Source organism: Paenibacillus durus (assembly GCF_000756615.1).
In the GTDB taxonomy this organism is placed as follows: domain Bacteria; phylum Bacillota; class Bacilli; order Paenibacillales; family Paenibacillaceae; genus Paenibacillus_AQ; species Paenibacillus_AQ durus.
Window position 1 is genome coordinate 5,918,774 of sequence record NZ_CP009288.1, and the last position, 22,851, is coordinate 5,941,624.

Annotated in this window: 19 protein-coding genes; 8 read left to right on the plus strand and 11 right to left on the minus strand. The window is 47.7% G+C overall.

The window, feature by feature from the left end:
• Window positions 1-8: 8 nt before the first annotated feature.
• Window positions 9-3,278, plus strand: coding sequence for a DEAD/DEAH box helicase (locus PDUR_RS26245; protein ID WP_042208834.1), 3,270 nt, complete (start codon window positions 9-11; stop codon window positions 3,276-3,278).
• A 556-nt stretch (window positions 3,279-3,834) separates the two neighbouring features.
• Here the strand turns inward: PDUR_RS26245 and PDUR_RS26250 are convergent.
• The gene (locus tag PDUR_RS26250; RefSeq protein WP_042208835.1) at window positions 3,835-4,824 is read right to left on the minus strand and encodes a MerR family transcriptional regulator; all 990 of its coding nucleotides are present in this window, start codon (window positions 4,822-4,824) and stop codon (window positions 3,835-3,837) included.
• A gap of 300 nt (window positions 4,825-5,124) precedes the next feature.
• Here PDUR_RS26250 and PDUR_RS29310 point away from each other — a divergent pair, with 300 nt between their 5' ends.
• Window positions 5,125-6,186: a helix-turn-helix transcriptional regulator gene (locus PDUR_RS29310; RefSeq protein WP_052410417.1), complete on the plus strand. Its 1,062-nt coding sequence runs from the start codon at window positions 5,125-5,127 to the stop codon at window positions 6,184-6,186.
• A 156-nt stretch (window positions 6,187-6,342) separates the two neighbouring features.
• On the opposite strand, the gene PDUR_RS26260 is transcribed toward PDUR_RS29310, so the two are convergent.
• Both PDUR_RS26260 and PDUR_RS26265 read right to left on the minus strand, forming a co-directional pair.
• Entirely contained in the window at window positions 6,343-7,314 is a 972-nt protein-coding gene (locus PDUR_RS26260) for a phosphotransferase enzyme family protein (protein WP_042208836.1), read from the minus strand.
• Between the two features lie 27 nt (window positions 7,315-7,341).
• Window positions 7,342-8,247: an AraC family transcriptional regulator gene (locus PDUR_RS26265; protein ID WP_042208837.1), complete on the minus strand. Its 906-nt coding sequence runs from the start codon at window positions 8,245-8,247 to the stop codon at window positions 7,342-7,344.
• 131 nt (window positions 8,248-8,378) lie between these two features.
• On the opposite strand from PDUR_RS26265, the gene PDUR_RS26270 reads away from it, so the two are divergent.
• Window positions 8,379-9,206 carry a MerR family transcriptional regulator gene (locus PDUR_RS26270; protein ID WP_042208838.1) on the plus strand — a complete coding sequence of 276 codons (828 nt, stop codon included), beginning with the start codon at window positions 8,379-8,381 and terminating at the stop codon, window positions 9,204-9,206.
• 137 nt (window positions 9,207-9,343) lie between these two features.
• Entirely contained in the window at window positions 9,344-10,108 is a 765-nt protein-coding gene (locus PDUR_RS26275; RefSeq protein ID WP_042208839.1) for an SDR family oxidoreductase, read from the plus strand.
• 62 nt (window positions 10,109-10,170) lie between these two features.
• Here PDUR_RS26275 and PDUR_RS26280 read toward each other — a convergent pair whose 3' ends face one another.
• The 3 genes from PDUR_RS26280 to PDUR_RS29315 all read right to left on the minus strand — a co-directional run bounded on the left by PDUR_RS26280 (window position 10,171) and on the right by PDUR_RS29315 (window position 13,191).
• Window positions 10,171-11,724 (minus strand): malate:quinone oxidoreductase, encoded by a 1,554-nt coding sequence (locus PDUR_RS26280; RefSeq protein WP_042208840.1) that lies wholly within the window; start codon window positions 11,722-11,724, stop codon window positions 10,171-10,173.
• A gap of 300 nt (window positions 11,725-12,024) precedes the next feature.
• On the minus strand, window positions 12,025-12,903 hold the full coding sequence (locus PDUR_RS26285) for a MerR family transcriptional regulator (protein WP_042208841.1): 879 nt from the start codon (window positions 12,901-12,903) through the stop codon (window positions 12,025-12,027).
• A 57-nt stretch (window positions 12,904-12,960) separates the two neighbouring features.
• Entirely contained in the window at window positions 12,961-13,191 is a 231-nt protein-coding gene (locus PDUR_RS29315) for a hypothetical protein (RefSeq protein ID WP_169744877.1), read from the minus strand.
• Between PDUR_RS29315 and PDUR_RS26290 the strand changes: the two genes are divergently transcribed.
• From PDUR_RS26290 to PDUR_RS26300, 3 genes are all read left to right on the plus strand, one after another.
• Window positions 13,102-14,019: an AraC family transcriptional regulator gene (locus tag PDUR_RS26290; protein WP_042208842.1), complete on the plus strand. Its 918-nt coding sequence runs from the start codon at window positions 13,102-13,104 to the stop codon at window positions 14,017-14,019. The two genes, PDUR_RS29315 and PDUR_RS26290, sit on opposite strands and share 90 nt — an antisense overlap.
• A 371-nt stretch (window positions 14,020-14,390) precedes the next feature.
• A complete protein-coding gene (locus PDUR_RS26295) occupies window positions 14,391-16,670 on the plus strand; it encodes an amidase family protein (RefSeq protein WP_052410418.1) in 2,280 nt (759 codons plus the stop codon).
• Window positions 16,671-16,855: 185 nt separating this feature from the next.
• On the plus strand, window positions 16,856-17,335 hold the full coding sequence (locus PDUR_RS26300) for an Lrp/AsnC family transcriptional regulator (protein ID WP_042208843.1): 480 nt from the start codon (window positions 16,856-16,858) through the stop codon (window positions 17,333-17,335).
• A 197-nt stretch (window positions 17,336-17,532) separates the two neighbouring features.
• On the opposite strand, the gene PDUR_RS26305 is transcribed toward PDUR_RS26300, so the two are convergent.
• From PDUR_RS26305 to pnuC, 5 genes are all read right to left on the minus strand, one after another.
• Window positions 17,533-18,420, minus strand: coding sequence for an AraC family transcriptional regulator (locus tag PDUR_RS26305; RefSeq protein ID WP_042208844.1), 888 nt, complete (start codon window positions 18,418-18,420; stop codon window positions 17,533-17,535).
• A 250-nt stretch (window positions 18,421-18,670) separates the two neighbouring features.
• Complete coding sequence (locus PDUR_RS26310) at window positions 18,671-19,231, minus strand: riboflavin biosynthesis intermediates N-glycosidase (RefSeq protein WP_042208845.1); 561 nt, start codon at window positions 19,229-19,231, stop codon at window positions 18,671-18,673.
• Window positions 19,228-20,121 (minus strand): NUDIX domain-containing protein, encoded by an 894-nt coding sequence (locus PDUR_RS26315; RefSeq protein WP_042208846.1) that lies wholly within the window; start codon window positions 20,119-20,121, stop codon window positions 19,228-19,230. Before PDUR_RS26315 ends, PDUR_RS26310 begins: the two co-directional genes overlap by 4 nt.
• 25 nt (window positions 20,122-20,146) lie before the next feature.
• A complete protein-coding gene (locus PDUR_RS26320; RefSeq protein ID WP_042208848.1) occupies window positions 20,147-21,148 on the minus strand; it encodes an AAA family ATPase in 1,002 nt (333 codons plus the stop codon).
• Window positions 21,145-21,822 carry a nicotinamide riboside transporter PnuC gene (gene pnuC / locus PDUR_RS26325; RefSeq protein ID WP_042208849.1) on the minus strand — a complete coding sequence of 226 codons (678 nt, stop codon included), beginning with the start codon at window positions 21,820-21,822 and terminating at the stop codon, window positions 21,145-21,147. The genes PDUR_RS26320 and pnuC overlap by 4 nt, the downstream gene beginning before the upstream one ends.
• Before the next feature lie 418 nt (window positions 21,823-22,240).
• On the opposite strand from pnuC, the gene PDUR_RS26330 reads away from it, so the two are divergent.
• Complete coding sequence (locus PDUR_RS26330; RefSeq protein ID WP_042208850.1) at window positions 22,241-22,804, plus strand: NAD(P)H-dependent oxidoreductase; 564 nt, start codon at window positions 22,241-22,243, stop codon at window positions 22,802-22,804.
• The last annotated feature ends 47 nt before the right edge of the window (window positions 22,805-22,851 follow it).

The following is a 22,851-nucleotide window of genomic DNA, read 5'->3' on the forward strand; positions in this document are numbered from 1 at the left end:
GCCGGCCGATGAGCGTACAGTTAACCAAACAATCGATCAAGCAATGGTGCGGGCCCTATGCATATCAAAAAGGCGAACGATTATGCCGCACGAATAAAATCCATTTTATGCGATTCGACACCGAAGTGAATGAATATACAGCCGAAGTGAATGGCCCAAGCCGCCATGAGGTTCAACTTACGTTTGACTGGAACGGCAAGCCGAATGCGGTGTGTACCTGCCCCACCCTTGGCTCATTCGATTCCTTTTGCCATCATATTGCCGCTGTTCTGATCCGTCTATATGACATCCAACTAGCCGGCGATTCGACCGCTCCACAGATTCCTGCCGATGCTGGCCCCGGAATAACTCCCGGACGTGCTGAACCTGTCCCCATCACCGAGCGCATTCTGAGACTGTTCGACGACAAGCCCGTACGTCCCATTCACAACAAGACACTTACGGAAACGAGAATCCCTCTTAAAGTGGAGTTTATTCTCAAGCTCTTAGCCGTTGGCAACAATACCGCCCTGTTCGGCATCGAGCTTAAAGCAGGCCCCAAAGCCTTATACATCGTTCAAAATATCGCTTCCTTCCTGGATCAGCTTGGCCGGGGGGAAAGCTATTCTTTCTCGCCAAGGTTCAGCTACAGTCCGGAGCTTCACACCTTTGGGAAAGAAGACGAGGCCGTCCTACGGGCCTTAATGGAAATGATTCGGGACCGTGCCGCATACCGCGAAACGGACCGCCTGCACTCCGTCTATGCCTCGGGCAGAAACAGCGACCGCATGCTGCTCATTCCGCCGCAGGCATGGGCTGTGCTGCTTCCTCTTCTGTCGCAGGCGCCGAACGTTACCCTTATGGACGGGGACATCAAGTATGACGGTATCTGCCTGTCGGATGAGCCTCTGCCTCTTAGCTTCGAGATCGATGAAGCCGGTTCAGGGGGCTGTTCGTTGCGTATTCACGGTCTTGAGGAAATAACCATTATGGAGCTTTACGGAGCGGCCTTTCTTCAGGGGAAGCTGCTCCCGCTCCCTACCAAACAAGGCAAGCGGCTTACCGAACTAAAAGCCATTCTAGACGAATCGGGTACTGACGACATTGTCATTCCTGGCGGTCAAATGCAGGCTTTTGTGGAAAAAGCCGTCCCCGGATTCAAGAAGCTGGGCAGCGTAAGCATCGCCCCAGCCATTGCCGAGCGTGTCACGCAATTCCCGCTTCAGGCCAAGCTATATCTGGACCGGGTGAAGGATCGGCTTCTGGCTGCCGTTGAATTTCAATACGGCGAGGTCGTTATTAATCCCTTGGAAGACCACCGCATGCAGCAGGGGTCGCCTCGTATTCTCATCCGGGACGCCCAGGGGGAGCAGGCGATTATCGATATGATCGAACATTGTCCGTTTACGAAGACGGAAGCCGGATACTTCATGAACGATGAAGAAGCGGAGTTCGACTTCCTCTATACGGTTGTCCCGCAGCTGGAGAAGCTGATGAAGGTGTACGCAACGACAGCGGTGAAACTGCGGGTGCACAAGTTAAATACGCTTCCGAAGGTCAGTGTGCAGGTATCCGCAGCCGAGCGAATGAACTGGCTTGAATTTCGCCTGAATATGGGGTGGATACCGGAAACCGAAATTCGCAGCCTGGTGAAATCCTTGGAGGAAAAACGGAGATATTACCGTCTGCCGAACGGTTCCTTGCTGCCGTTGGACAGCGCGGAGCTTCAGGAGCTGTCGAAGTTCCTCAAGGACACGGGGCTTCTCTACACGGATATCATCGAATCGAAGTTCCGGGTCCCTCTGGCCCACGGCCTTCACTTGATCGACCATGAATTTGGCGGTCTGAAGCTCGACAAGCCGGTCCGCCAGCTCCTCTATAACCTGCGAAATCCGGACAATCTCGACTTCCCGGTCCCGGTTCCTCTTAGGAAGGTGCTGCGGGATTATCAAAAAATAGGCTACCAATGGCTGAAGACACTCGCCCATTACGGGTTCGGCGGCATTTTGGCGGATGACATGGGACTGGGCAAGACCGTGCAGAGCATCGCCTTTATCGTCTCCGTTCTGCCGGAGATTCGGCAGCAGCGCATCCCGGCCCTCGTGATCTCGCCGGGGTCGCTTGTCTACAATTGGCGCAATGAGCTGCGGAAGTTTGCACCGGGCATCCGCGTGCTCATCGCGGACGGCAGCCAGACCGAGCGGGCGGAGAAAATGCAAAGACTGGAGGACGCCGACGTCGTCCTTACCTCATACCCCCTCCTGCTGCGGGATGTGGATCTCTATGCCAAGCAGCCGTTTCATACGCTCATTCTTGATGAGGCCCAAGCCTTCAAGAACGATGCGACGCAGACGGCCCGGGCGGTCAAATCAATCCAGGCGGATTTCCGGTTCGCCTTGACCGGAACCCCTGTCGAGAACCGCATCGAAGAGCTGTGGTCGATCTTTAGCGTCGTCTTCCCGGCATTGTTCCCGGACCGGAAGACGTTCGGCAACTTGACGCGCAAAGAGGTAGCCAAACGGGCGCGGCCTTTCATGCTGCGCAGGTGGAAGAGCGAAGTGCTTCAAGACCTGCCGGACAAAACCGAGTCGATTAAGCCAACCGAGCTGCTGCCCGAACAGAAGAAACTGTACGCTGCTTATTTGGCCAAGCTGCAGCAGGATACCTTAAAGCATCTAAGCGTGGACGGGTACCACAAGAGCCGGATCAAAATCTTGGCCGGCCTCACCCGGCTTCGGCAAATTTGCTGTCATCCCGCCCTTTTTATCGAAGGATATAAGGGAAGCTCTGCGAAGCTTACGCAGCTGATGGAAATCGTGGAAGAGTGCCTGGCCAACCGGAAACGCATGCTTATCTTCTCTCAATTCACGGAAATGCTTGGCCTAATTGGCAAATCGTTGAGCGATCAGGGCACTCCGTTCTTTTATCTGGACGGGTCCACGGCGGCCCGTGAGCGCGTCGAGCTATGCGCCCGGTTCAATGATGGCGAAATGGACGTCTTCCTCATTTCCCTGAAGGCAGGGGGAACGGGACTAAATTTGACGGGCGCGGATACCGTTGTCCTATATGACCTGTGGTGGAACCCGGCAGTCGAACAGCAAGCCGCCGACCGCGCCCACCGCATGGGGCAGAAGAACGCCGTTCAGGTCATCCGTCTGATCACCCAAGACACGATGGAGGAAAAAATGTACGAGCTCCAGCACAAAAAGAAACACCTGATCGACGAGGTGATGGGCCCGGGTCAAGAGGGAGCGTCCGCTCTTACCGAAGAAGAGCTGCGGGAGATTTTGATGATATAAAATACCTGTATATTTATCCATTCGATAATGCTATGACAAACCGAGGACGTGAGCAATCACGTCTTTTTCTTTTGCCTTTATCCTGATTTTATCGAAGTCGTAAAGCACGAACCTTAGTCTAGGCACATGCATAGTATGAAAAAAAGTTATTATGAAGGAGTGAACCAATGGCATTTTTACCACTGCCCGGAACACCCGCTCAGACACTGCCTCCTCCCCCTGCTTTCATCCCGCCAAAACCTCCTGCATTTGGATCTTATATCATTGACTGCTTGCAAAGTTATACTTATGTCTGGTTATGGAATGGGGACAGTTTCTGGTATTACCCCACTCGCGTGGAGTACGGAGAAGTTTCAGGTTATCGCTGGAGCGGGGAATTTTGGTATTACTATGGAATTGATCCAAGATTTATAAATGCGGTTTCTTGTCCTCCGATTCCTACGCTGTACTAACAATGAAGAAGCAAAATGGGGCTCGGCAAGTTTTTTGGAATCCCCGCATCGAGAACGCATCGGCTCCCTGTTGAACCGATGCGTTATAATCCATCCTGTTTCCTTTATGATTTCTTCAATTTAATAGGGAACAGCAGGTCTAACTGATGCTCATCGCTCTCTGGCCAACTCATTTGGAAATGATATACATAATTCAGGTGTTCTTCTAATAATCCGCCCATGAACTCCCCATTGTCAACCAACGTATTGGGTTCATACTTCGGATTATCATGACAAACCCAATCGGACAAAAGTTTCCACTCGTGAAAATTCCCTAGCGTTATCGTATGTGCCGCATACAAACCACCAGAACACTGCTTCTTAACGAGAGGTGCAGGAACATCTATGTCTTCAGGAATGGTAACCCATAGCTCATACCCATAATATGGCCGCTCATTAGAAGGGTTCGGATGATTAAACCCATAGACACGGGCATCCGGTTTCGTAGTATAAAGCTGACTCTTCTGCAAGAATTCCGCCAATTGCTCTCCGGCATGCTCCTCAGGATTTTCCCCCATATAATGACTTGCCGCGACTGTGCAGGGCGGAACATGGACAATCCTCACATTTTCGAGTACTTGTAATTTCTCTGCTGCTTTGTTCAGATCCCTCATTGACTTTTCCTCCTTCAAATCCAAACATGTTAAGGATAAGGATTCAATTTCACGGAGTAGAGTCTCATCATACAAGATATCGTGTTTTATTTTGAGTTCATCATTTCTTTCCAGCTCTTCGATGAGCTTCATCATTATTTCTTTGATTGTGGCCAAAGACTCTATTCGACTTGTTACTTGCTCTACCCTTTCCTTAAAAACGTCTATAGCTGTAGAAGCATCTTCATGCTCCAGAATGGTAGCAACTTGTCTTAGAGGCACACCTAATTTTCTTAATATCATGATCTGCCGGAGACGTCGTAGAGAGGGATGGTCGTATGTTCTATACGCGTATCCTTCTTTTTTCGTACTCTCTATAAGCCCTAGTTGCTCATAATATCGAAGTGTTCTAGTCGTCACCTGAAAAAATCTCGATACCTCACTGATGGTCACAAGTTCCATGTTCATCCTCCTTTCCTTCACTTGAAGTGTACAGGACGCCGCGACGTCAAAGTCAATAGGTTTCCTACAAAGTCATTCAACATTAAGTATATCGAAAGCTTTCATGCAAGATGGCCGCTTCCCTCACATCTCTCTGTAAAATACATATTCGTTGATCTATTTGTTTCAAGTGCCTACATTAAGACTACTAATGTAACTGATAAGCTAATTCGCTTAACCAAGCGGTCATTGAGGGTATTTTATACAAAAAGTTATAATCCAATTGACTAGTCGAAATGATAAAAATTGGAGGTTATCCAAATGATTATTGAGATAGGAAAAAAAATCAAAGCACTGCGTGTACAAAAAGGAATGACTCAGGAAGAGCTCGCAGCAAAGCTGAATATGTCATCCCAGGCAATATCCAAGTGGGAAAACAAAGTAACCATGCCTGATATACAAATTCTCCCTAATTTATCTGTGATTTTAGGTGTTACCATTGATGAGCTATTTGCATTAACCGATGATCTACATTTAGAACGTATTGAAAATATGATTAGTAATGAACATTTCATATCAAAGGATGATTTTAACTATGCTGAACAATTTCTGAAGGAGAGGCTGAACGACGAGAAGAGACAATCCCAATGCCTCACCTTGCTGGCGGAGCTGCACATTCATCGTTCAGATGAGCACCGTGAATTAGCCTCCCATTATGCCAAGGACGCACTTATCTTAGATCCAAATAAAAAAAGGAATCATAACGCTCTGCGGGATGCAGAGAACGGAGTCATTTTTGACTGGAACTTCTCCAATCACCATAAACTCATAGAGTATTATAAACATTTTGTTCCAAATCATCCAGCTTACTGGCGAGGTTATGTATGGCTGATGAACTACTTAATTGCAGATGGCAGATGTGCTGAAGCAAAAGAAATTCTGGAAAGACTGAACCAAATCCGTCCAGGTTATTTATATCAATTATATGGTGGTCTGATATGCAAGGAAGACAGTAATCTTCCTCAGGCGTTAGCTCTTTGGGAGCAGATGACTGAACGGTATCCTCATGAATGGCTTGCATGGTCCTCTAGAGGAAACTGCATGGCTAAACTTTGCAGATACGACGAAGCAATAGAATATTACTCCAAAGGTTACGAACTACAGCCAAATCCAAAATATACAGATTCATTGGAAGCAATTTCCCATATATATGAAATCCAAGGAAAATATGATAAGGCTATTGAAAAGCTCCAAGAAATCATTGCACTATTGGAAAAGGATTGGAAAATTACAGAAGGGAAGACAGTTGATTTTTATAAAGGAGAAATAGAAAATTTAAAGATAATGCTGAATAAACAAACATTGCCGAAGAAGATGGCATGAACAACTGGCCCCTTCCGCCAAAACGGCGGGGGGGGGGCTTGCCATTACTTGTGATATGGCTCTCCGCGATGGCTGAAGCGGCAAGTTTTAGGGGCCGTCCCGAAAAGTTAAGAGAAAAGCACATCGGAAACTAGCATGTCCCGGTAATAGTTCCGCTCAACACCAAAAAGGTTCCCCGCTAAACAGAAAATGTTCATCCATCAGAAAACTCGTAAATTCCCTATTGGTTAATTTGTCAAAGGTAGTTGGCACCCACTCGCTGGCCTCAGGGATGCGTAATAAGAAATTCAAGGATTCCATCTGTGCCGCAACAAAAAATGCCTCTGTCAGTTTCACATAATTGCCTTGAAGAGGAAAACATTTCGAATAAGATTCAAATACTGCTTCTCTGAGTTCTAGCGGTGTAAACGCGAACAGCAAGGCAATATCCCGAAGGTAGAATCCAAATCCACAGGCACCAAAATCAATCGGTCGTACCTCCTGATTATGAAATAAGATATTAGGGCAGATTAGGTCGGCATGAATCATTCCCCACATACCGTTTTTCTTGTCTTGCGAATCAAGAAAACGAATCAGCTTATTCCCGGCTTCTTTTAGCACTCGGAGGGTTTTTTCATTAAAAGAAAATCCGGAGGCTTGATCCAATTGTCCAAGCACCGATACAATGGCAGACGAATCGTAGGCAGGTCTGGAGAAACCATCCGGTGTTCTCCATCCCGAAGAGTGTTTATGTATTTTCGCTATCATTGTACCGATATTCTCGGCATCCTCCTTTGTAGAGATATGAGATTTATTCTCTCCTTCCAGCCAACTTGTCAATGTACAAAGCACACCATTTATCTTTGTAATAGGTTCGCCGTCCATATTTTTGTGGGAAAACGGCACAACTAAATCGGTCTCCGCAGCCAGGGCATCCACCCACTGCAATTGTGACTTGAGGGCATCATAACTTGTCCATTTGCTGTCCAGAGCGTCATTCTTGGACTTATTAAGATGTAAGGAATAGGTATGTTTATCGGAGTCGGTTACTTTGTATACGATATTTCCACTTTGTCCGATCAACTGGATCGTATCAACATGAATTGCATACGATTTTAGTGCTTCTGTTGCGGTTAATAAATGATTCACTTTCACTCCCCCGTATTCATCCGAGATCTATTCTTCTTGAAACTGCTTCTTGGTCCTAGAAGCGGGTATCTTCTCCACCGGTATCCAAACTTCCATTTCATACATACCGTTTCCCCTGTAGTAGGTCATTTCAAATTCAGGACTATTTACGCACTCATAATCAGAGGTTGGAATCCACTCTCCCCAAATACGCTTCCATAGTTCATGAATACGGCTTTGTCCGTCGGGGTATAGTCCTGTCGAGAATATCGCATAGGTTTGTGCCGGAATCAAAAGTTGTTCGAATCCATCCGGTACCGGTAAACCAGTTTGCGGTAAGTGATACCCTATCATATAAGAAAACACATGGCCTGCATGGTTATATAATACCGCATGAACTTGTCCTTCTTTGGATAGTCCGGCTATGGCACGAATTCGATGGATGATACCGTCAGCAATGCACGAATTCCAAAATTCAGGAATTTCTACAAAAGCTTGTTCAGCGGCAGCACTTATTTCTTTAGAAACGCCAAACATGGTAAAAGCCTCTTTTTTCTCAATCCTATAATTTATTTCCGTATCTCCTTTAATTGAAAAATAAAAAGACATTCGCGGATAGGCTTTAAGTGACACGCCCTTGTCGCGCGCTGACACAGGCATTACACCGTGCATTTTTTTGAATGCTCTGGAAAAGGCTTCAGGGGACTCATAACCGTACTTTAAGGCAATATCAATGACTCTTACCTCTCTATTTTGAAGTTCAAATGCAGCTAGAGTCAGTCGCCTGCGCCGAATGTACTCCGACAACGGCACATCGGTTATGAAAGAAAACATCCGCTGAAAATGGTAAGTCGAACAACAAGCAGTTGTGGCAACCTGATCGTAATCGATACTTTCCAGTAGATGGGCTTCTATGAAGTCCATTGCGTTGTTCATGCGCTCAAGCCAATCCATATCGTTTCTCCTCAAGTTAAATTATAATTAGGAAATATACACGGTTCCTAGCAATCCATGCACGGAAATATCATGTACAAAATATGATAGTCTAAGGAGCAGCCGTTTCACGAAAGGAGTCCGTTTTTCGTATGTTAAAAATCAGCGCTTTCTCCAAGTTGACCCGGGTCTCCGTTAAAACTTTACGATTTTACGATGACCTGGGGCTGTTAAAACCCGCCGTCGTAGATGAAAATAATGGCTATCGATATTATACCGAAGAACAGCTTCTGACGGTTAAGCGTATCGTTGCCTTGAAAGAACAAGGCTTCACATTAGAGCAAATCAAGCCCCTGCTGGAAGAAAACGTTATACCGGAGGCAGTGAAGAATCAGTTAGCGGTTAAAAAGAAAGAACTTGAGCAGGCCATCCATGAAGCGCAAAGTCAGCTTAACGAGATCGACAAAAGGCTAACCCGTATAGAAAAATCGGAGGAGCATCATCAACATACACCGGCTGCAATTCGATACGTAGAACCCCAACTCACTGCTTCCATACGTGACAAGATCCCGCGAACACAGTTGTGTCTGCTGTTGGACGAAATTTTGCAGTACGTCCGTTCCTGCGGGGAGGCTGAAGGACGTTTACTGACGATTGTATGGCATGATTTCGGCAGCAGAAATTCAGATCTAGCCGATATCGAGGTCGCACTGCCCCTAACCAAGGTTATTCCAGACAGAGGAAGAGTGAAAGTCGGGATCCTCCCTGAATTGAAGGCCGCAGCTTCCCTTGTTCACCAGTGCAACCCTTACCACAATGATTGTCCGGCTGTCACTGAACTCCTGTCATGGATTCGATCCCAAAGCCTGGTCCCTTCCGCAAAAGCACCGGTCCGTGAAATCTATTTAACTTCAGACCAAGATATGTACGGAACCTTACGGTTGGCTGAGCTGCTTATCCCCATCGAGCATACTGGCTAACACTCCATGTTTTATTCTGCAAGTTGCAGAATGAAGCATGGTTTTTTTTATGCGGAAAAAGAATCAAAGTCTCCTTGACTCTCCCCTTAACTGGAGGGTGTAAAGTAATGCTGCACATAAAAAGGAGAGTGGAACCAATGAAACGGCTGGAAGGAAAAGTGGCTTTGGTCACAGGAGGAAGCAGAGGGATCGGGAAAGGGATTGCCCTGCGTCTGGCAGAGGAAGGGGCTCTGGTTGCCGTTCACTATGGGAACCGCCGTGATGCAGCGGAAGATGTCGTTCGCACCATTGAAGAACAAGGAGGGCGGGCCATAGCAATAGGTGCAGGACTCGAAACGGTCGCTGGAGCGAAGCAGTTGATTCAATCCTTGGAGGAAGCACTCCTTCGCCATACCGGAGATCACCAGTTCGACATTCTGGTTAACAACGCCGGAATCGGCACTTCACAACCATTTGAAGAGACAACGGAAGAAGCATTCAACGAATTATTTGCGGTAAATGTAAAAGCACCGTTCTTCCTCGTCCAGCAGGCATTGCCGCTGCTGCGCAGCGGAGGACGTATTATCAACATCTCTTCCGGTGTTACACGAATCGCATATCCTCACATTATGGCCTATAACTTGACGAAAGGAGCACTCAATACATTTACCCTGCATCTTGCGCAATTATTGGGACCGCGCGGCATTACGGTGAATGCTGTTCTTCCCGGCATCGTCGATACGGACGTCAACGCCTCTTGGCTGCACACACCGGAAGGGCAAAAGTATGCATCCGAAATGTCGGCCCTCGGCCGGATCGGACAGCCCTCAGATATCGCGGACATCGTCGCTTTCCTCTCCTCTTCGGACAGCCGTTGGGTAACGGGACAAATGGTTGATGCTACCGGCGGTTCACATCTGTAAGCATAGTTAAGAGGAGCAAAACCATGGTTCTGCTCCTCTTAGCCTTGACCTGCTTCGGGTTATCATGGGCGGAATGCCGCTTCCCCTACTTCCGGCAAACTTTTATTAGGCGTCTTGTTCTCAGGCTTCCCTATCCCATTCGTTAGACCGAGCGACCGCGCGGTTGAAGTGTGAATTTTGCGTATAAGCTCCGGGTTTTCAGGCAGTGACAGGTCATAAGAGGGAATCATTTCTTTAAGCTTCGGTTCCCACGCTTTAATAAGTTGCGGGAAGCATTTTTCGATGACCTCAAGCATGACGGAAACGGCGGTAGAAGCACCGGGAGAAGCGCCGAGCAATGCAGCGATCGAGCCGTCGGCGGCACTAATCACTTCCGTGCCAAATTGAAGCGTTCCTTTGCCGGAAGCCATATTTTTGATAATTTGCACACGCTGGCCCGCCACCACCAGATCCCAATCCTCGCTTTTGGCGTTCGGAACAAATTCCCGCAAAGCTTCCATGCGCTGTTCTTTAGATAACATCACTTGCTCGATCAGGTATTTGGTCAGCCCAAAATTTTTGGCGCCTGCCGCCAGCATCGTTACGAGATTATCCGGTTTGACCGAAGTGATCAAATCAAACATCGAACCGAATTTCAAGAACTTGGGCGAGAAGCCGGCAAACGGGCCAAAAAACAACGATTCTTCCTTGTCAATGAACCTTGTGTCCAGATGCGGAACAGACATGGGCGGAGCGCCAACCGCGGCTTTACCGTATACTTTGGCATGATGCTGCGCGACAATATCCGGTTTCCGGCACACCATAAACAGTCCGCTTACCGGAAATCCGCCGATGCCTTTTCCTTCGGGAATACCGGATTTCTGCAGCAAATGCAGGCTTCCTCCCCCGCCGCCGATAAAGACGAATTTGGCCGAATGGCGCCCTACGGTACCGCTATCCAGATTCCGGACTTTCAACTCCCACGAGCCGTCGCCCGTACGCTTAATGTCATCCACCTGATGGTTGAACTTCAGATCGACGTTGTTACTCTTTAAGTGGTCAAACAAGATGCGCGTCAAAGCGCCGAAATTGACATCCGTTCCCGATTCGATTCTCGTTGCCGCTATCGGCTGATTGAGTGTCCGTTCTTTCATCATAAGCGGAATCCATTTCATCAGTTGTGCCGGGTCATCGGAAAATTCCATCCCTTGAAACAGAGGATGGTCTGATAGCGCTTTAAATCGTTTTCTTAAAAAGGCTGCATCCTGTTCCCCTTGTACAAAGCTCATATGAGGCACAGGCACGATAAAGTCGCGCGGATTCCGTATCCGCTGGCTGTCCACCAGATAAGACCAAAACTGCTTGGAAACCTGATACTCTTCATTCACGGTTATCGCTTTGCTAATATTGACCGATCCGTCCGGTTGTTCGGCAGTGTAGTTCAGCTCGCATAGCGAAGAATGCCCCGTCCCCGCATTATTCCATTCGTTAGAGCTTTCCTCTCCTGCGCCCCCGCGCCGCTCAAACACGGTGATTTTCCAGTCCGGCGCTAATTCTTTCAGCAGTGAACCCAATGTCGCACTCATGATTCCGGCACCAATTAAAATAACGTCGGTTTTCGTTTGTCCGTTGCTCATTTTTACCGTCCTTCTACCCTACAATTTGCAGGAAGGATGTAAGGCGCTCCTGCTTAGGCGCCATAGCAAGCCAGCGCGCGACCGGGTCGCACACCTTTTTCTGGATCAATGTTGACCTAACCTTAGTGTATCACTATTGTTATTAGATTTTAATATTTATCTAATTTTTTATTGGATTAGTGTTGACTAATTGATGCCAATGGGTGCTGTGAAATGGCAAACTTTAAGGCCATCCAATGCGGATGACCTTTTTCTTTAAGCGAACGTTTCCCTATGGACTGCTTCTATGCTGCCTCGGAATTATTTCACTTCCACCGGTTCGAACAAGTTCAGATAATATTTGCTGCCGCAACCGTCCGGATTGTCATTACGAATATGTTCTTCCAGGCATAGTCTTGATGGGTCGGATTTGTACTTACTATGCTTTGACAAGTGACGCATTAACGTTGTCCATGAACCGCCTATGTCATCACTGCTTTCCAACATCGCGTACAGACCGCCGGGCAGCACCATTTCTTGCAAATGTGATGAAACATCCACTCCATCCGGGATTGCAGCGCACATACCATATCCATATGGGGTGCCGAGATGACTTGGCAGCGGCTCCACATTACCACCAAAAAAACGTGCCGTACCCAGTAAATTGGACGACGTAATCCAATCCAGCACCGGCGCCATTGCCTCATCTTCCGGAGAGACACCTACAGCAATATTATAGGCTACCCTCATAGGAGGCAGGGTGACTATTTTGATTATGTTGTTTTCTTCCACATTGCTCATTAATAAATCCTCCATCTCCGTAAGAATCTCATCAAGACTTGAGAGAGAATCTGTATTTTTCTTATGAAAAAGTTTCAAGACCCGGTCTAATTGCTGTTCAAAGAGCAGGATTTCTGCTCTCTGCAACTCTAAAGTGGAGATTTTATGTTCAATAATTGCGGTAAGCCGTGAAGGAGATTGGCTTGCAATAACAGATTTTATATCTTTTATCGGGATATCCATTTTTCGAAGAACTGCAGTAATTCGGATACATAAGAGTGCATTTTCATCATAAATTCTCCATCCGGAAGAGGGATCTCTTGAACTTTTAAACAATCCTTCTGATTCCCAGTGGCGCAAGGTGCGACTCGTCAGTCCCATCTGCTCCGACAACTGATTGATTGCAACAGATCTGTTCATCCAAAGTCTCCTTTCCGAGCTCTCAATATTATAGTAGCACTTGACGCTGCGACAATTTCAAGGGGAATCTTTCTGTTCTCCGTCAATATCATCGTCGTTCCATTGACAGATTCCAGAAGCAGCAAAGCTGGAACAGTCAGGTACTTCGGCTGTTGTTATAATGAAATCAACCGTACGGGGAAAGGGAATGGTGATGGTTTGAACTATAGCGTTGATATCAAACGCAGCATCGAATATATTGAGGCCAACATTAAGGAAAAACTGACACCAGAAATCGTTTCTTGGCATGCCGGATACTCTTTGTATCATTTCTGCAGGGTTTTTCAAGTATGTATGGGGGTTCCTGTCATGGAATATATTCGAAAGAGACGGTTGTCCTTAGCATCAGTAGAGCTCTATAAAGGCAGAAAAATCATCGATATTGCGCTTGATTACGGTTATGAAACACAGAGCGGATTCACTAAAGCTTTTCGTAAGGAGTATGGCTATAACCCGACACAATATGCAGTAAGGATGGCAGGTGTCCAAAACTATCTTAATGGAGAAAAAAATACCTTGAAATTAGGAGGCTGTTATATGGTTCCTACAATGATCTCAAAGCCGTCATTTAAAGTTGCCGGTTATGGAATAACAACCAATATCGCAGATGGAAGTTTTACTAAAGATATTGCTGCTTTTTGGAACAATTACGATATTAACGGATGGGAATGTAAAATGTATGACCTGCTTAATCCACCGAAACATGGTGAAGTCGGGATCTGTGTACCGGAGTCTAGAGAAAGCGATAGCTTGATCTATTTGCTAGGAGTCATTGTTGAAGATTTTGAAAAAGTGACTCCAGACATGATTACTCTTGAAGTGCCTGAAGCTACCTACGCCGTATTCACTACTCCTCCTGTGGATGTGACAATCGGAGGAAAAAACGGTAAAGCCAATCAGGAGGATTTCCCCAACGCGATTAGTAAAACATGGAAGTATATCTTTGAGGAATGGTTCAAGGATAGTGGGTATGAGTATGATGAGACCAAATTGGATTTTGAATTCTACGATGAACGCTGCCATTTCCGTCCAGATACAGTTATGGATATCTATGTACCCGTTATAAAGAAGATTTAAGCTGAAATAGTAAATAGAGAAAGGGCTGTTTCCCCATGATATGGAGATTACGGTCCTTTTTTGCTCTTCAAGCCTTCTTTATTGTCTCATAGAATGAAATTAACTTCTTGTAGTTGTGAATTCGCCGCTGATTTGATAAAAAGCGACGGATTCCTCCCCCAAAATATAATACTCCCCCCTAGAATTTAGTGTGTTTATGTAATTAACTGTATGTTGTTTTTAAAATACCTTATGTTTCAGTAGCCATACCAAGAATAAAGGATCGAAAAACTTCTGTTGCCTACGAGGTGAAAAACGCCAAAATGCAAACTGTTTAATATTTTCATAGTGTTATATCATGTTTTGAAATAAACGTACAGGAGGTTCTGCATTTGCTCAAAAAATTAAAAGTCTATATGAACCTATCGTCGAATCGGGCCATAAAACGGTCCAAAGGCGTGTCCATTTCCCGTATTGTGCGAACCGCCGTCCGACAGCTTGTACCTGTGGCGATCATTAACGCGCTCCTCTTTACGGGCCTACTGCCCATGACTACGTTTGCGGCAAGCAATGTCGATATCGTCGATATCGGTGTCGTCAGGCTGGCCGATGCACTGGAGGCTGGGGAGATTACCAGCGTTGAAGCAGTCCAGCAGTACCTGGACCGGATCAAAGCATATGACAAAGAGATCAACGGCAAACCAGGCTTGGGCACCATCGTGACGCTCAACGAAGATGCGCTCGCCCAAGCTGCCGAGCTTGACGCCGAACGTACGAGCGGCAAGGTTCGCGGCCCGCTGCACGGCATCCCTGTTCTCGTGAAGGACAACATTAATACGGCCGATATGCCTACCAGCCATGGCAATCAAGCTCTCGCCACCTACCAACCGCTGGAGGATGCGACTGTTGTCCAACGGCTTAAAGACGCAGGAGCAATCATCTTAGGGAAGACGAATATGGCCGAGTTCGCCATGTTCTGGGACACCGCCAGCTCCGTCCACGGCCGGACGTATAATCCGTACGACCTCGCGAAAAATATCAACGGATCCAGCGGCGGCACGGGTGCCGCGGTTGCCGCGAGCTTGGCGGCGATTGGCCTCGGAACCGAGTCTTGCGGCTCCATTACCGACGTCGCCGCGTTTACTAACCTGGTTGGCTTCCGTCCGACGGTCGGACTCGGCTCCATGGCGGGGGTCGACTACAACCCGCTCGGAGATGCGATCGGACCGCTTGCGCTATCGGTTCAGGACGCGGCCATGCTGCTCGACGTGATCGCTGGAACCGATCCTAAGGACCCCTGGACCGTTGAAGCGGATGCCAACAAACCGAAATCCTATGTCGATTCGCTGTCCGATACGTCTCTCAAGGGTGCGCGGATCGGGTACGCAGTCGCGCCGTTCGGCGGATACGACTATATCCCCGGTACAGAATCCGATGCCACCCTCTCGGTTGTCGACGGAGCGGTCGCCGATCTGGAAGCTCAAGGCGCCACGGTTGTAAAAATCCCGCTGAATCGGAGCTGGTGGAACACCTACGCCCCTGCGGATGCATCTTATTGGGCGACGACCGGGCACGAAGATTACTTCGTACGTACCAAAGCGGAGTGGCCGGTGGGCTTGGCAGCACTGACCGAGCCTTTCGACAAAATCAACTTCGGCGACATCATCGCCGGCAGCCCCAATATGGAAAAAACTGCTAAAGAATGGTTGTCGTGGGACGACAAACAACCGCGCGACGAAAAAGGCTTCGCTGCCGCAGTCGACGCACGGAAGAAGTTCGCGGAAGGCGTAGACGGAATTTTCTCCGAATACCAGCTCGATGCACTAGCATATCCGACCGTCGCGGCTCCGCCGGCGACTGTCCACGAAGACCCGGCTGTACTCATCGATCCCGAACAGTTCGGCACCCATTGCGGCTGGGCTAACTACACCGGACGCCCTGTTGTCACCGTACCGGCAGGGTTCGCCGACGACTTCCCCGTCGGGATCAGCTTACTCGGTTCGAAGTACGCTGATGCCGAGCTGTTAAGCTTTGCTTACGACTTGCAAGAATCCACACGCAACCGCAAGGCACCTAAGCTGACGCCTTCGTTGCTTGCAGGTGTTTCATCCGGCGGCGATCCGAAGCCGGCTGCGACGCTTGAGGATATCAAAGGACATTGGGCGGAAGAGCAGATCCAAGAAGCTTTCAGCAGGGGACTTATAAAGGGCGATCCGGATCGGAAGTTCCGCCCGGATGAACCCGTTACACGAACGGAATTTATCGGATTACTCGTCCGAACGCTGCAACTGCAGAGGAGTAACAGCGGGCTGAACTTTACCGATCAGGCGGATATTCCGGAATGGGCGAGGGAAGATATCGCGGCAGCGGTTCATCTCGGTATCGTTACTGGCTACGAGGACGGGACGTTCCGTCCGAATCGGTCAGTTACTCGCGCGGAGATGGCTGTACTGCTCGGGAAGGCCGCCGGTTTGGCACAAGACGGACAATCAGGGGTTCGGTTTACCGACAGCGACGAAATTCCCGAATGGGCCTCGGCTTCCGTCTTGGCCGTGACGCAGACGCAGCTGATGAACGGGCGAAGCGAGAAGCGTTTCGAACCGAACGCCGCGACGACACGGGCTGAAGCGACGGTGATTCTGGGGAGGTTGCAGGGACTCAAGTCTGAATAGCATTTAAAGTTATGAAATAACATGCCTTATGAGCGGAGCTGCCGATTTTTCGGGCTTCGCTTTTTCATTTTTCGTAAAATTCAGTTAAAAATTAAATTAATAATTGTTATTACAATTACAATGGGATAAAATTAGACAAATGTCGTTGCATTTCCTCAAAAACATATACATAAAGGTGACTCCCTATGACAAAAGCTACGAATCATGAGTACGTTCCTGACGAGGTAGATCATCAACTCATTCGGATTTTGACCAACGACGGACGCGCTTCATACCGGGAGCTAGCGCAATATGTATCGTTGTCCGAGACTCGGGTACGCGTTAGAACCCAAAGACTGATCCGGGAAGGGTACATCCGCATCGTAGCGATTCCCAACTTAATCAAATTGAATGCAGCCCAAATAGCCATGCTAGGCATCCAGGTGTCGGGTAATATCGAAAAGGTCGCCGACATTCTTGCCGAATACGAACAAATCACGTTTTTGACGATCTGCGCAGGAAATTATGAGATCATCGTTGAAGTAGCCTACCAAAACACAAACTCCTTACTGGAAATCATTCAAAAGATTCGCAGCATTCCTGACGTCAAGAACACGGACTCGTTTGTGTATTTGAAAACGTCGAAGTCGCTGTATTCGGCCGACCCTGGAATCATGAGGTCTTGAAACTGTTGCAGCAAGCTCTATTTAAAGACTCTGCAATACGATCCGGCAGATGAACGATTCACTGAATATGGAGCGCTTCCCTATACTGCACATACTCCGCCTTTCAATTCCCGCGAGCCGTCGCCGGTACGTTTAACCACTTATGTCATCACTGCTTTCTAACATAGCGTATAGGCCGCCGAGCAACACCATTTCTTTTAAATATGATGGAAAAATTTTTTCTTAACCGGTATCCAAACTTCGCTTTTAAAATGAGGTGATGCTACATCCTTATTCTCGTTCCAGAGAATTTCCGGTCCTTCACTTAGTTCATAATCCGAAGTCGGAAACCATTCGGAGTAGATGCGTCCCCAAACCTCCTGAAGCGCACTCGGAAAAGAGCCGACGACTGTAAATACTGCCCATATGGAGGCTGGTACATCTAGTTTCTCAAGGCCATCGGGAACATCTTTAGTCGTAGCCGCGCCGATGTAATGATCAAGTTCCCCTCTCTCCTCCATTCGTCCTTCACTGAAATTTGCTGAAGCACTGATAAGTCCTGAGGGCTGAACATTCGACAAGCTCTTAATTGTTTCAATCCATTCTGGCGTTAGACTTTCATACATCGAAGAAATCTCTGGATTTACCCCATGAAATATTATGGGTACTCTTTTTTTGATCCCCACGATACGAAAAGCTTCTTTGTCTTCAATGCGGTAGTTCACTTCACTTCCTCCTCTAATGGTTAACTGAAATGTCATCCGTGGGAAGGCGATGAGTGATTGACCATGAGTACGAGCTTCTGAAGGAGTTACTCCATGCATGCCCTGGAATGCTCTGGTGAAGGAGTCCGGAGAAGCATATCCGTATTTCAGCGCAACATCGATGACTTTGCTTTCACTCTGACTAAGCTCTAATGCTGCTTGGGTCAGACGCCTGCGCCGAATATACTCCGACAGGGTAATGCCTGATAGGAATGAGAATATGCGTGTAAAATGGTATTCCGAACAGCAGGCAATTCTCGCGGCCTCCTTATAATCTATAGAGTTCGTCAGGTTCTCCTCAATATAGCCCAAAGCCATGTTTAGTCGAGCCAGCATATCCATCAGCTTACCTCCCCCGTTACTCACAGCATAGCAAAAGTGGTTTTTCCTCTCCCGACAATTCTTGCACCATCTTGTAGGATTGTTTTTGAATTATTGTCGAAAACAAAAATCCAAAACCTTCATCATCCAATAGATCCTGCCACCAGCCTGCCACCTTCACCGGATCGTTCCGAAACACACCGCATCGCATTCATAGAAGCCTTGCTGCTGTATCCGCAAAGTCTCCTGCGCAATTTCCTTTCGGTCCATTTCAATCCCCTTCTTTCTGCAGTAACTCGTCCCGCGCTTCGGTTAGTGCGAAACCGAGCAGGTTTCTGCCCCGCCATTTCATCGGATTCTCCGCGTCCGGATGGGCTTGCCCCATGCCGATACCCCAAATTCGGTCCCGCGGGCTGGCTTCTACCAGAATCCTGTTCTTCGTCGACCTCAGATAATCTCCTAACCGCGGATTTTGGGAAAATTTAGCCAAGCTTCCTCGCTTAACGATCCCGTAGCATTGGCTCTCCCATACGTCTTTATCGAAGTTACTCACCGTACGCCCGAAAGCCTTCATCTCCATGGGATGCTTGGCCTTCAAGATGGCAGCCAGCATCTCGTCATCCTTGAATAGGCGCGCCTTCTCCGCCATCATGTACTGCTCAGCACAAGAGTACTCTGTTCCATCTATCACGAATGGGCACATCCACCACTGACTGAAGCAGCTTTTATCCACGCTTCCGTCGCTGGACGGCGTATGGCCCCAGAAGAACACGAACTCGAACGTCTTTCCGGCGTTATACGCTTGTCGTAAATCCTCGATTTCGTAAATCATCGGTAATCCTCCATATTTCTTCGATATAAACGGGATGGGCGATGGCCCGCATTTTCGGTGTAATGATCCGTTTCCACGACGAGATCGGCCACTTTGCGCCGGAAGGCGGCCTTCAGCAGCTCTTTATCCAGAATGACCTCGTAAACCTGCTGCAGCTCCGTTAAGGTAAACAGCTTCGGCATCAGGTTGAGTGCTATATCGGTATAATTCACCTTGCCACGCAAACGTTCGATGGCGTAGGCGATAATCTTCGCATGATCGAATGCCAACCCGTCGTTGGACACGATGGAATAAGACGTGGCTGTCGAGGTTTGCTTCGCCGTCACCGTCCGTTCCACAACCGCAGCGAGTTCCTCCTCATGTGAGTACAGACTCAGCTCATACTGCTGCGTCTTGACGTATCCGTCCCCGGTCAGCTCCTTGCCCTCCCGCAGCAGCCGGTGGGATACCTTGAACCAGGCGGCATCGGCAGCGTCATCTCCGGCCTTCAGTTCAATCTGGCTGCCGGCCACCAGAGCCATATAGCTGCAGCTCATGACCCAGGTACGGGGATCGCGCCCAATGTCGCTGAACGTATACAGCTGCTCCAGATATACGTCGTCCACTCCGGTTTCCTCCCCAAGCTCCCTCGCAGCGGCCTGTTCTGTCGTCTCGTTCAGCCGAACGAAGCCACCTGGCAGCGCCCAATTCCCGAGATAGGGATGCCCTCCTCGCCGAATGAGCAGAATCCTCAGCTCCTTTTCCGGAAGCTTGCGGTAATTGTCCTCAACCGCCTCCGTGACGGTGAAAATAACCATGTCCGCTGCCACCGAAGGTCTCTCGTAATCTCCCGCCCGATACTGCTCCATAAATTCGCGTTCCGTTAGTCCGTTATGATCGAGCATATCCACAATACTCCCCCCTTTTTCCCATTTATCATTCTCCGAAATAGTTGTCGTATGGCTTGAACCCGGCCAATACCTCGTCTACTTTACGCATCCGTTCCTCAAGGCTCCCCCTTAGCGTGATGAAGGGAATCCGGCGTTCCCTCAAATCCGCGATAATCTTTTGATGGAAAACAAGCCGCTTCTGCTCCCCGCTGCGGTCCCACGTATCATCATAGGGAATATCATCGTCGCATAAGAAAAATAAATCGTATCTCTGCGCGTTTTCCAGTGCAATTCGGGTTAACAGCTCGGGTGTCTGGCCATGATAGTCCAAAGCGAACATGTAGGTGGTAATCGCATTAGTATCAACGAAAAGATAGCGATTCGCTTCCAGTAAGGCCTGTTCTTCCCGATCGATATGCCCCATTGCGATCACGTCGAAAGCTTCCAGACCGATTCTTCTTTCCACTTGATGCTCGGTCCAGTACTCCCGTCCGTACTCGCTTGCGAATGTCGTCCGGTACCTCCTGGCCAAAGCTTCAGTTATTGTAGATTTGCCGGTCGACATCGCTCCAACGAACACGACTTTCGTTATTAAGTCCCGGTACACGATATCACTTATAAACTCCCGATACTTATAAGGATCGGAACGAATCATCGTTGCCGAGATCGGAACAAGCTTGCGATCTTCATCCACTCGCCTATCCACCGCACCTAGAGCAAGGCTCATATGCTCGCCATAAAACTCGCTGGAGTAAAAATGAGTTACTTGTTCGCCTTTCAGCAAACCCAAGATATACTGCTCTTCTCTAATCTCATGCTCCCGATCGTTCGAATATCCGTCCGGGCCGTCCCAAGCTTCGATGACCCTCACCATCGGGTACAGCTTGCGGATCCAGTCCGCCCGAATATGAAGCGGAATCGTCATAACTTCCGTTTCATAGATAACAACGATTAACTCATCGACCTCTTGCAAAGCAGTATCGAACATGAACTGATGTCCTTTATGCAGCGGCGCAAACTTTCCCAAAGTTAATCCTAACTTTTTCATGCTGGAACCTCCTTCGCCCCTTTATTCCAAGTGTAATACCCGTAAATCGCGTTGATCAGGTACGCGCCCCACATAACGATCATCAGTCCGCCATCCGTACTTCCGTCCAGCATTCGAATCACCCACAGCAGCACCGTGAATGTATTTAGGACAATATAGAGAAGCCATTGCTCTTTAAATCTTCTCACCATTAAGAACGTCGCCACGACCGATAACACAGTCGTAAGGGCATCGATATATGGCGAATTCTGTGCGGGAATGAACGAAAGTCCGAAACCAAGCGACAAGCTGCCCAGTACACAAACTGCCACTAAGAGGAACATGCTTCTCCGATCCATCTGCCGCATGGCCAACTTGCCATCATGGCGATGTTTCTTCCACATCAGGAAGCCGATTGCGTTCATGGGAACGAAGAAGAGCAGATTCAGCATGACCTCCCCAAACAATCCGTTGACGTAAGCCAAATAAGCGTAGCCGAACGTATTGTACATGCCGAACACATAGGTCATCAGGTTTCCTTTGGCCGCGAGGATCACGCATAATACTCCCGTTATGAAGACAGTGAACCCGAAAAAAGTATCCCGCATGATCACAGTCAATACGATCGCCGTTCCGGAGAACAGGCCCAGCCAAACTAATTCATATAGGTTCCAAGTGCCGAATAATTTCCTCACACGTACTCCCTCCTTCTTTCGTCTAAATGTCGTGAATGTAACTATTCGATTTACATCTTCGTATTACATTGATAATAACATTTTGTTACTAACAAAGGTAGCAGAAAAGAAGGCTTTGATCAAGTTATTTTTTCCAGAAAGGATAGAATCCGGTTTAGGGCTTACCTTTAACGGAACTCTCGACTAAAAATGCGAAAGGAGCTTATCACGGCAGTTCCTTTCTTGGTCGCAGAGAACCCATTATTGCGTTAACGTATCCGTTAGTTGAATAATCATAATACGGTGTTAACAAGATTTAGTATATGTGCTCGGAGTGACACTCACCTTTATGACAGTACCTGTACTAAAAGTGCGTACTTACATATTTGTAGTGTAATTTTTATACTCAAGAAAGAATAAACTTGAGGAGGACAAATCTTTGAAAACTCTTGTTATCGTAACACACCCAAGCATAGAAACATCCGTTATAAATAAGCGATGGGTAGAAGAACTCAAAAAACATCCGGAAAAGTATACTATTCACGAATTGCATAAGGTTTACCCTGATGGAAACATAGACGTGGGAAAAGAACAAAAATTGGTTGAATCGCATGGTAATCTTGTTTTGCAGTTCCCGATATATTGGTTTAATTGTCCCCCTCTCCTTAAAAAATGGCTTGACGATGTTTTAACTTATGGGTGGGCTTATGGTTCAAATGGAGGCGATAAATTAAAGAACCGCAAAGCTGCTTTAGCTGTATCTGCCGGAATTAAAAAAGAAGATTATAACGAAGAGGGAAGATATCGCTATACACTTGAACATTTATTATCTCCTTTTGAAACTACCTTCCTATACTGCAATGCAGATTATCGTTCGTTCTTTGCGTTTTATGGTACAGAAAATGAGCCGGGTGAAAATGTGCCGGGTACAGAAAATGAACCGTCTGCAAGCGAGTTGGAAAAAAGTGCATTAAATTATTTGAATTTTGTTGACAACCTGTAATAGTTAGCTTTATGAATGCTATAAAAAAGAAGTATTTCAATGTTAAG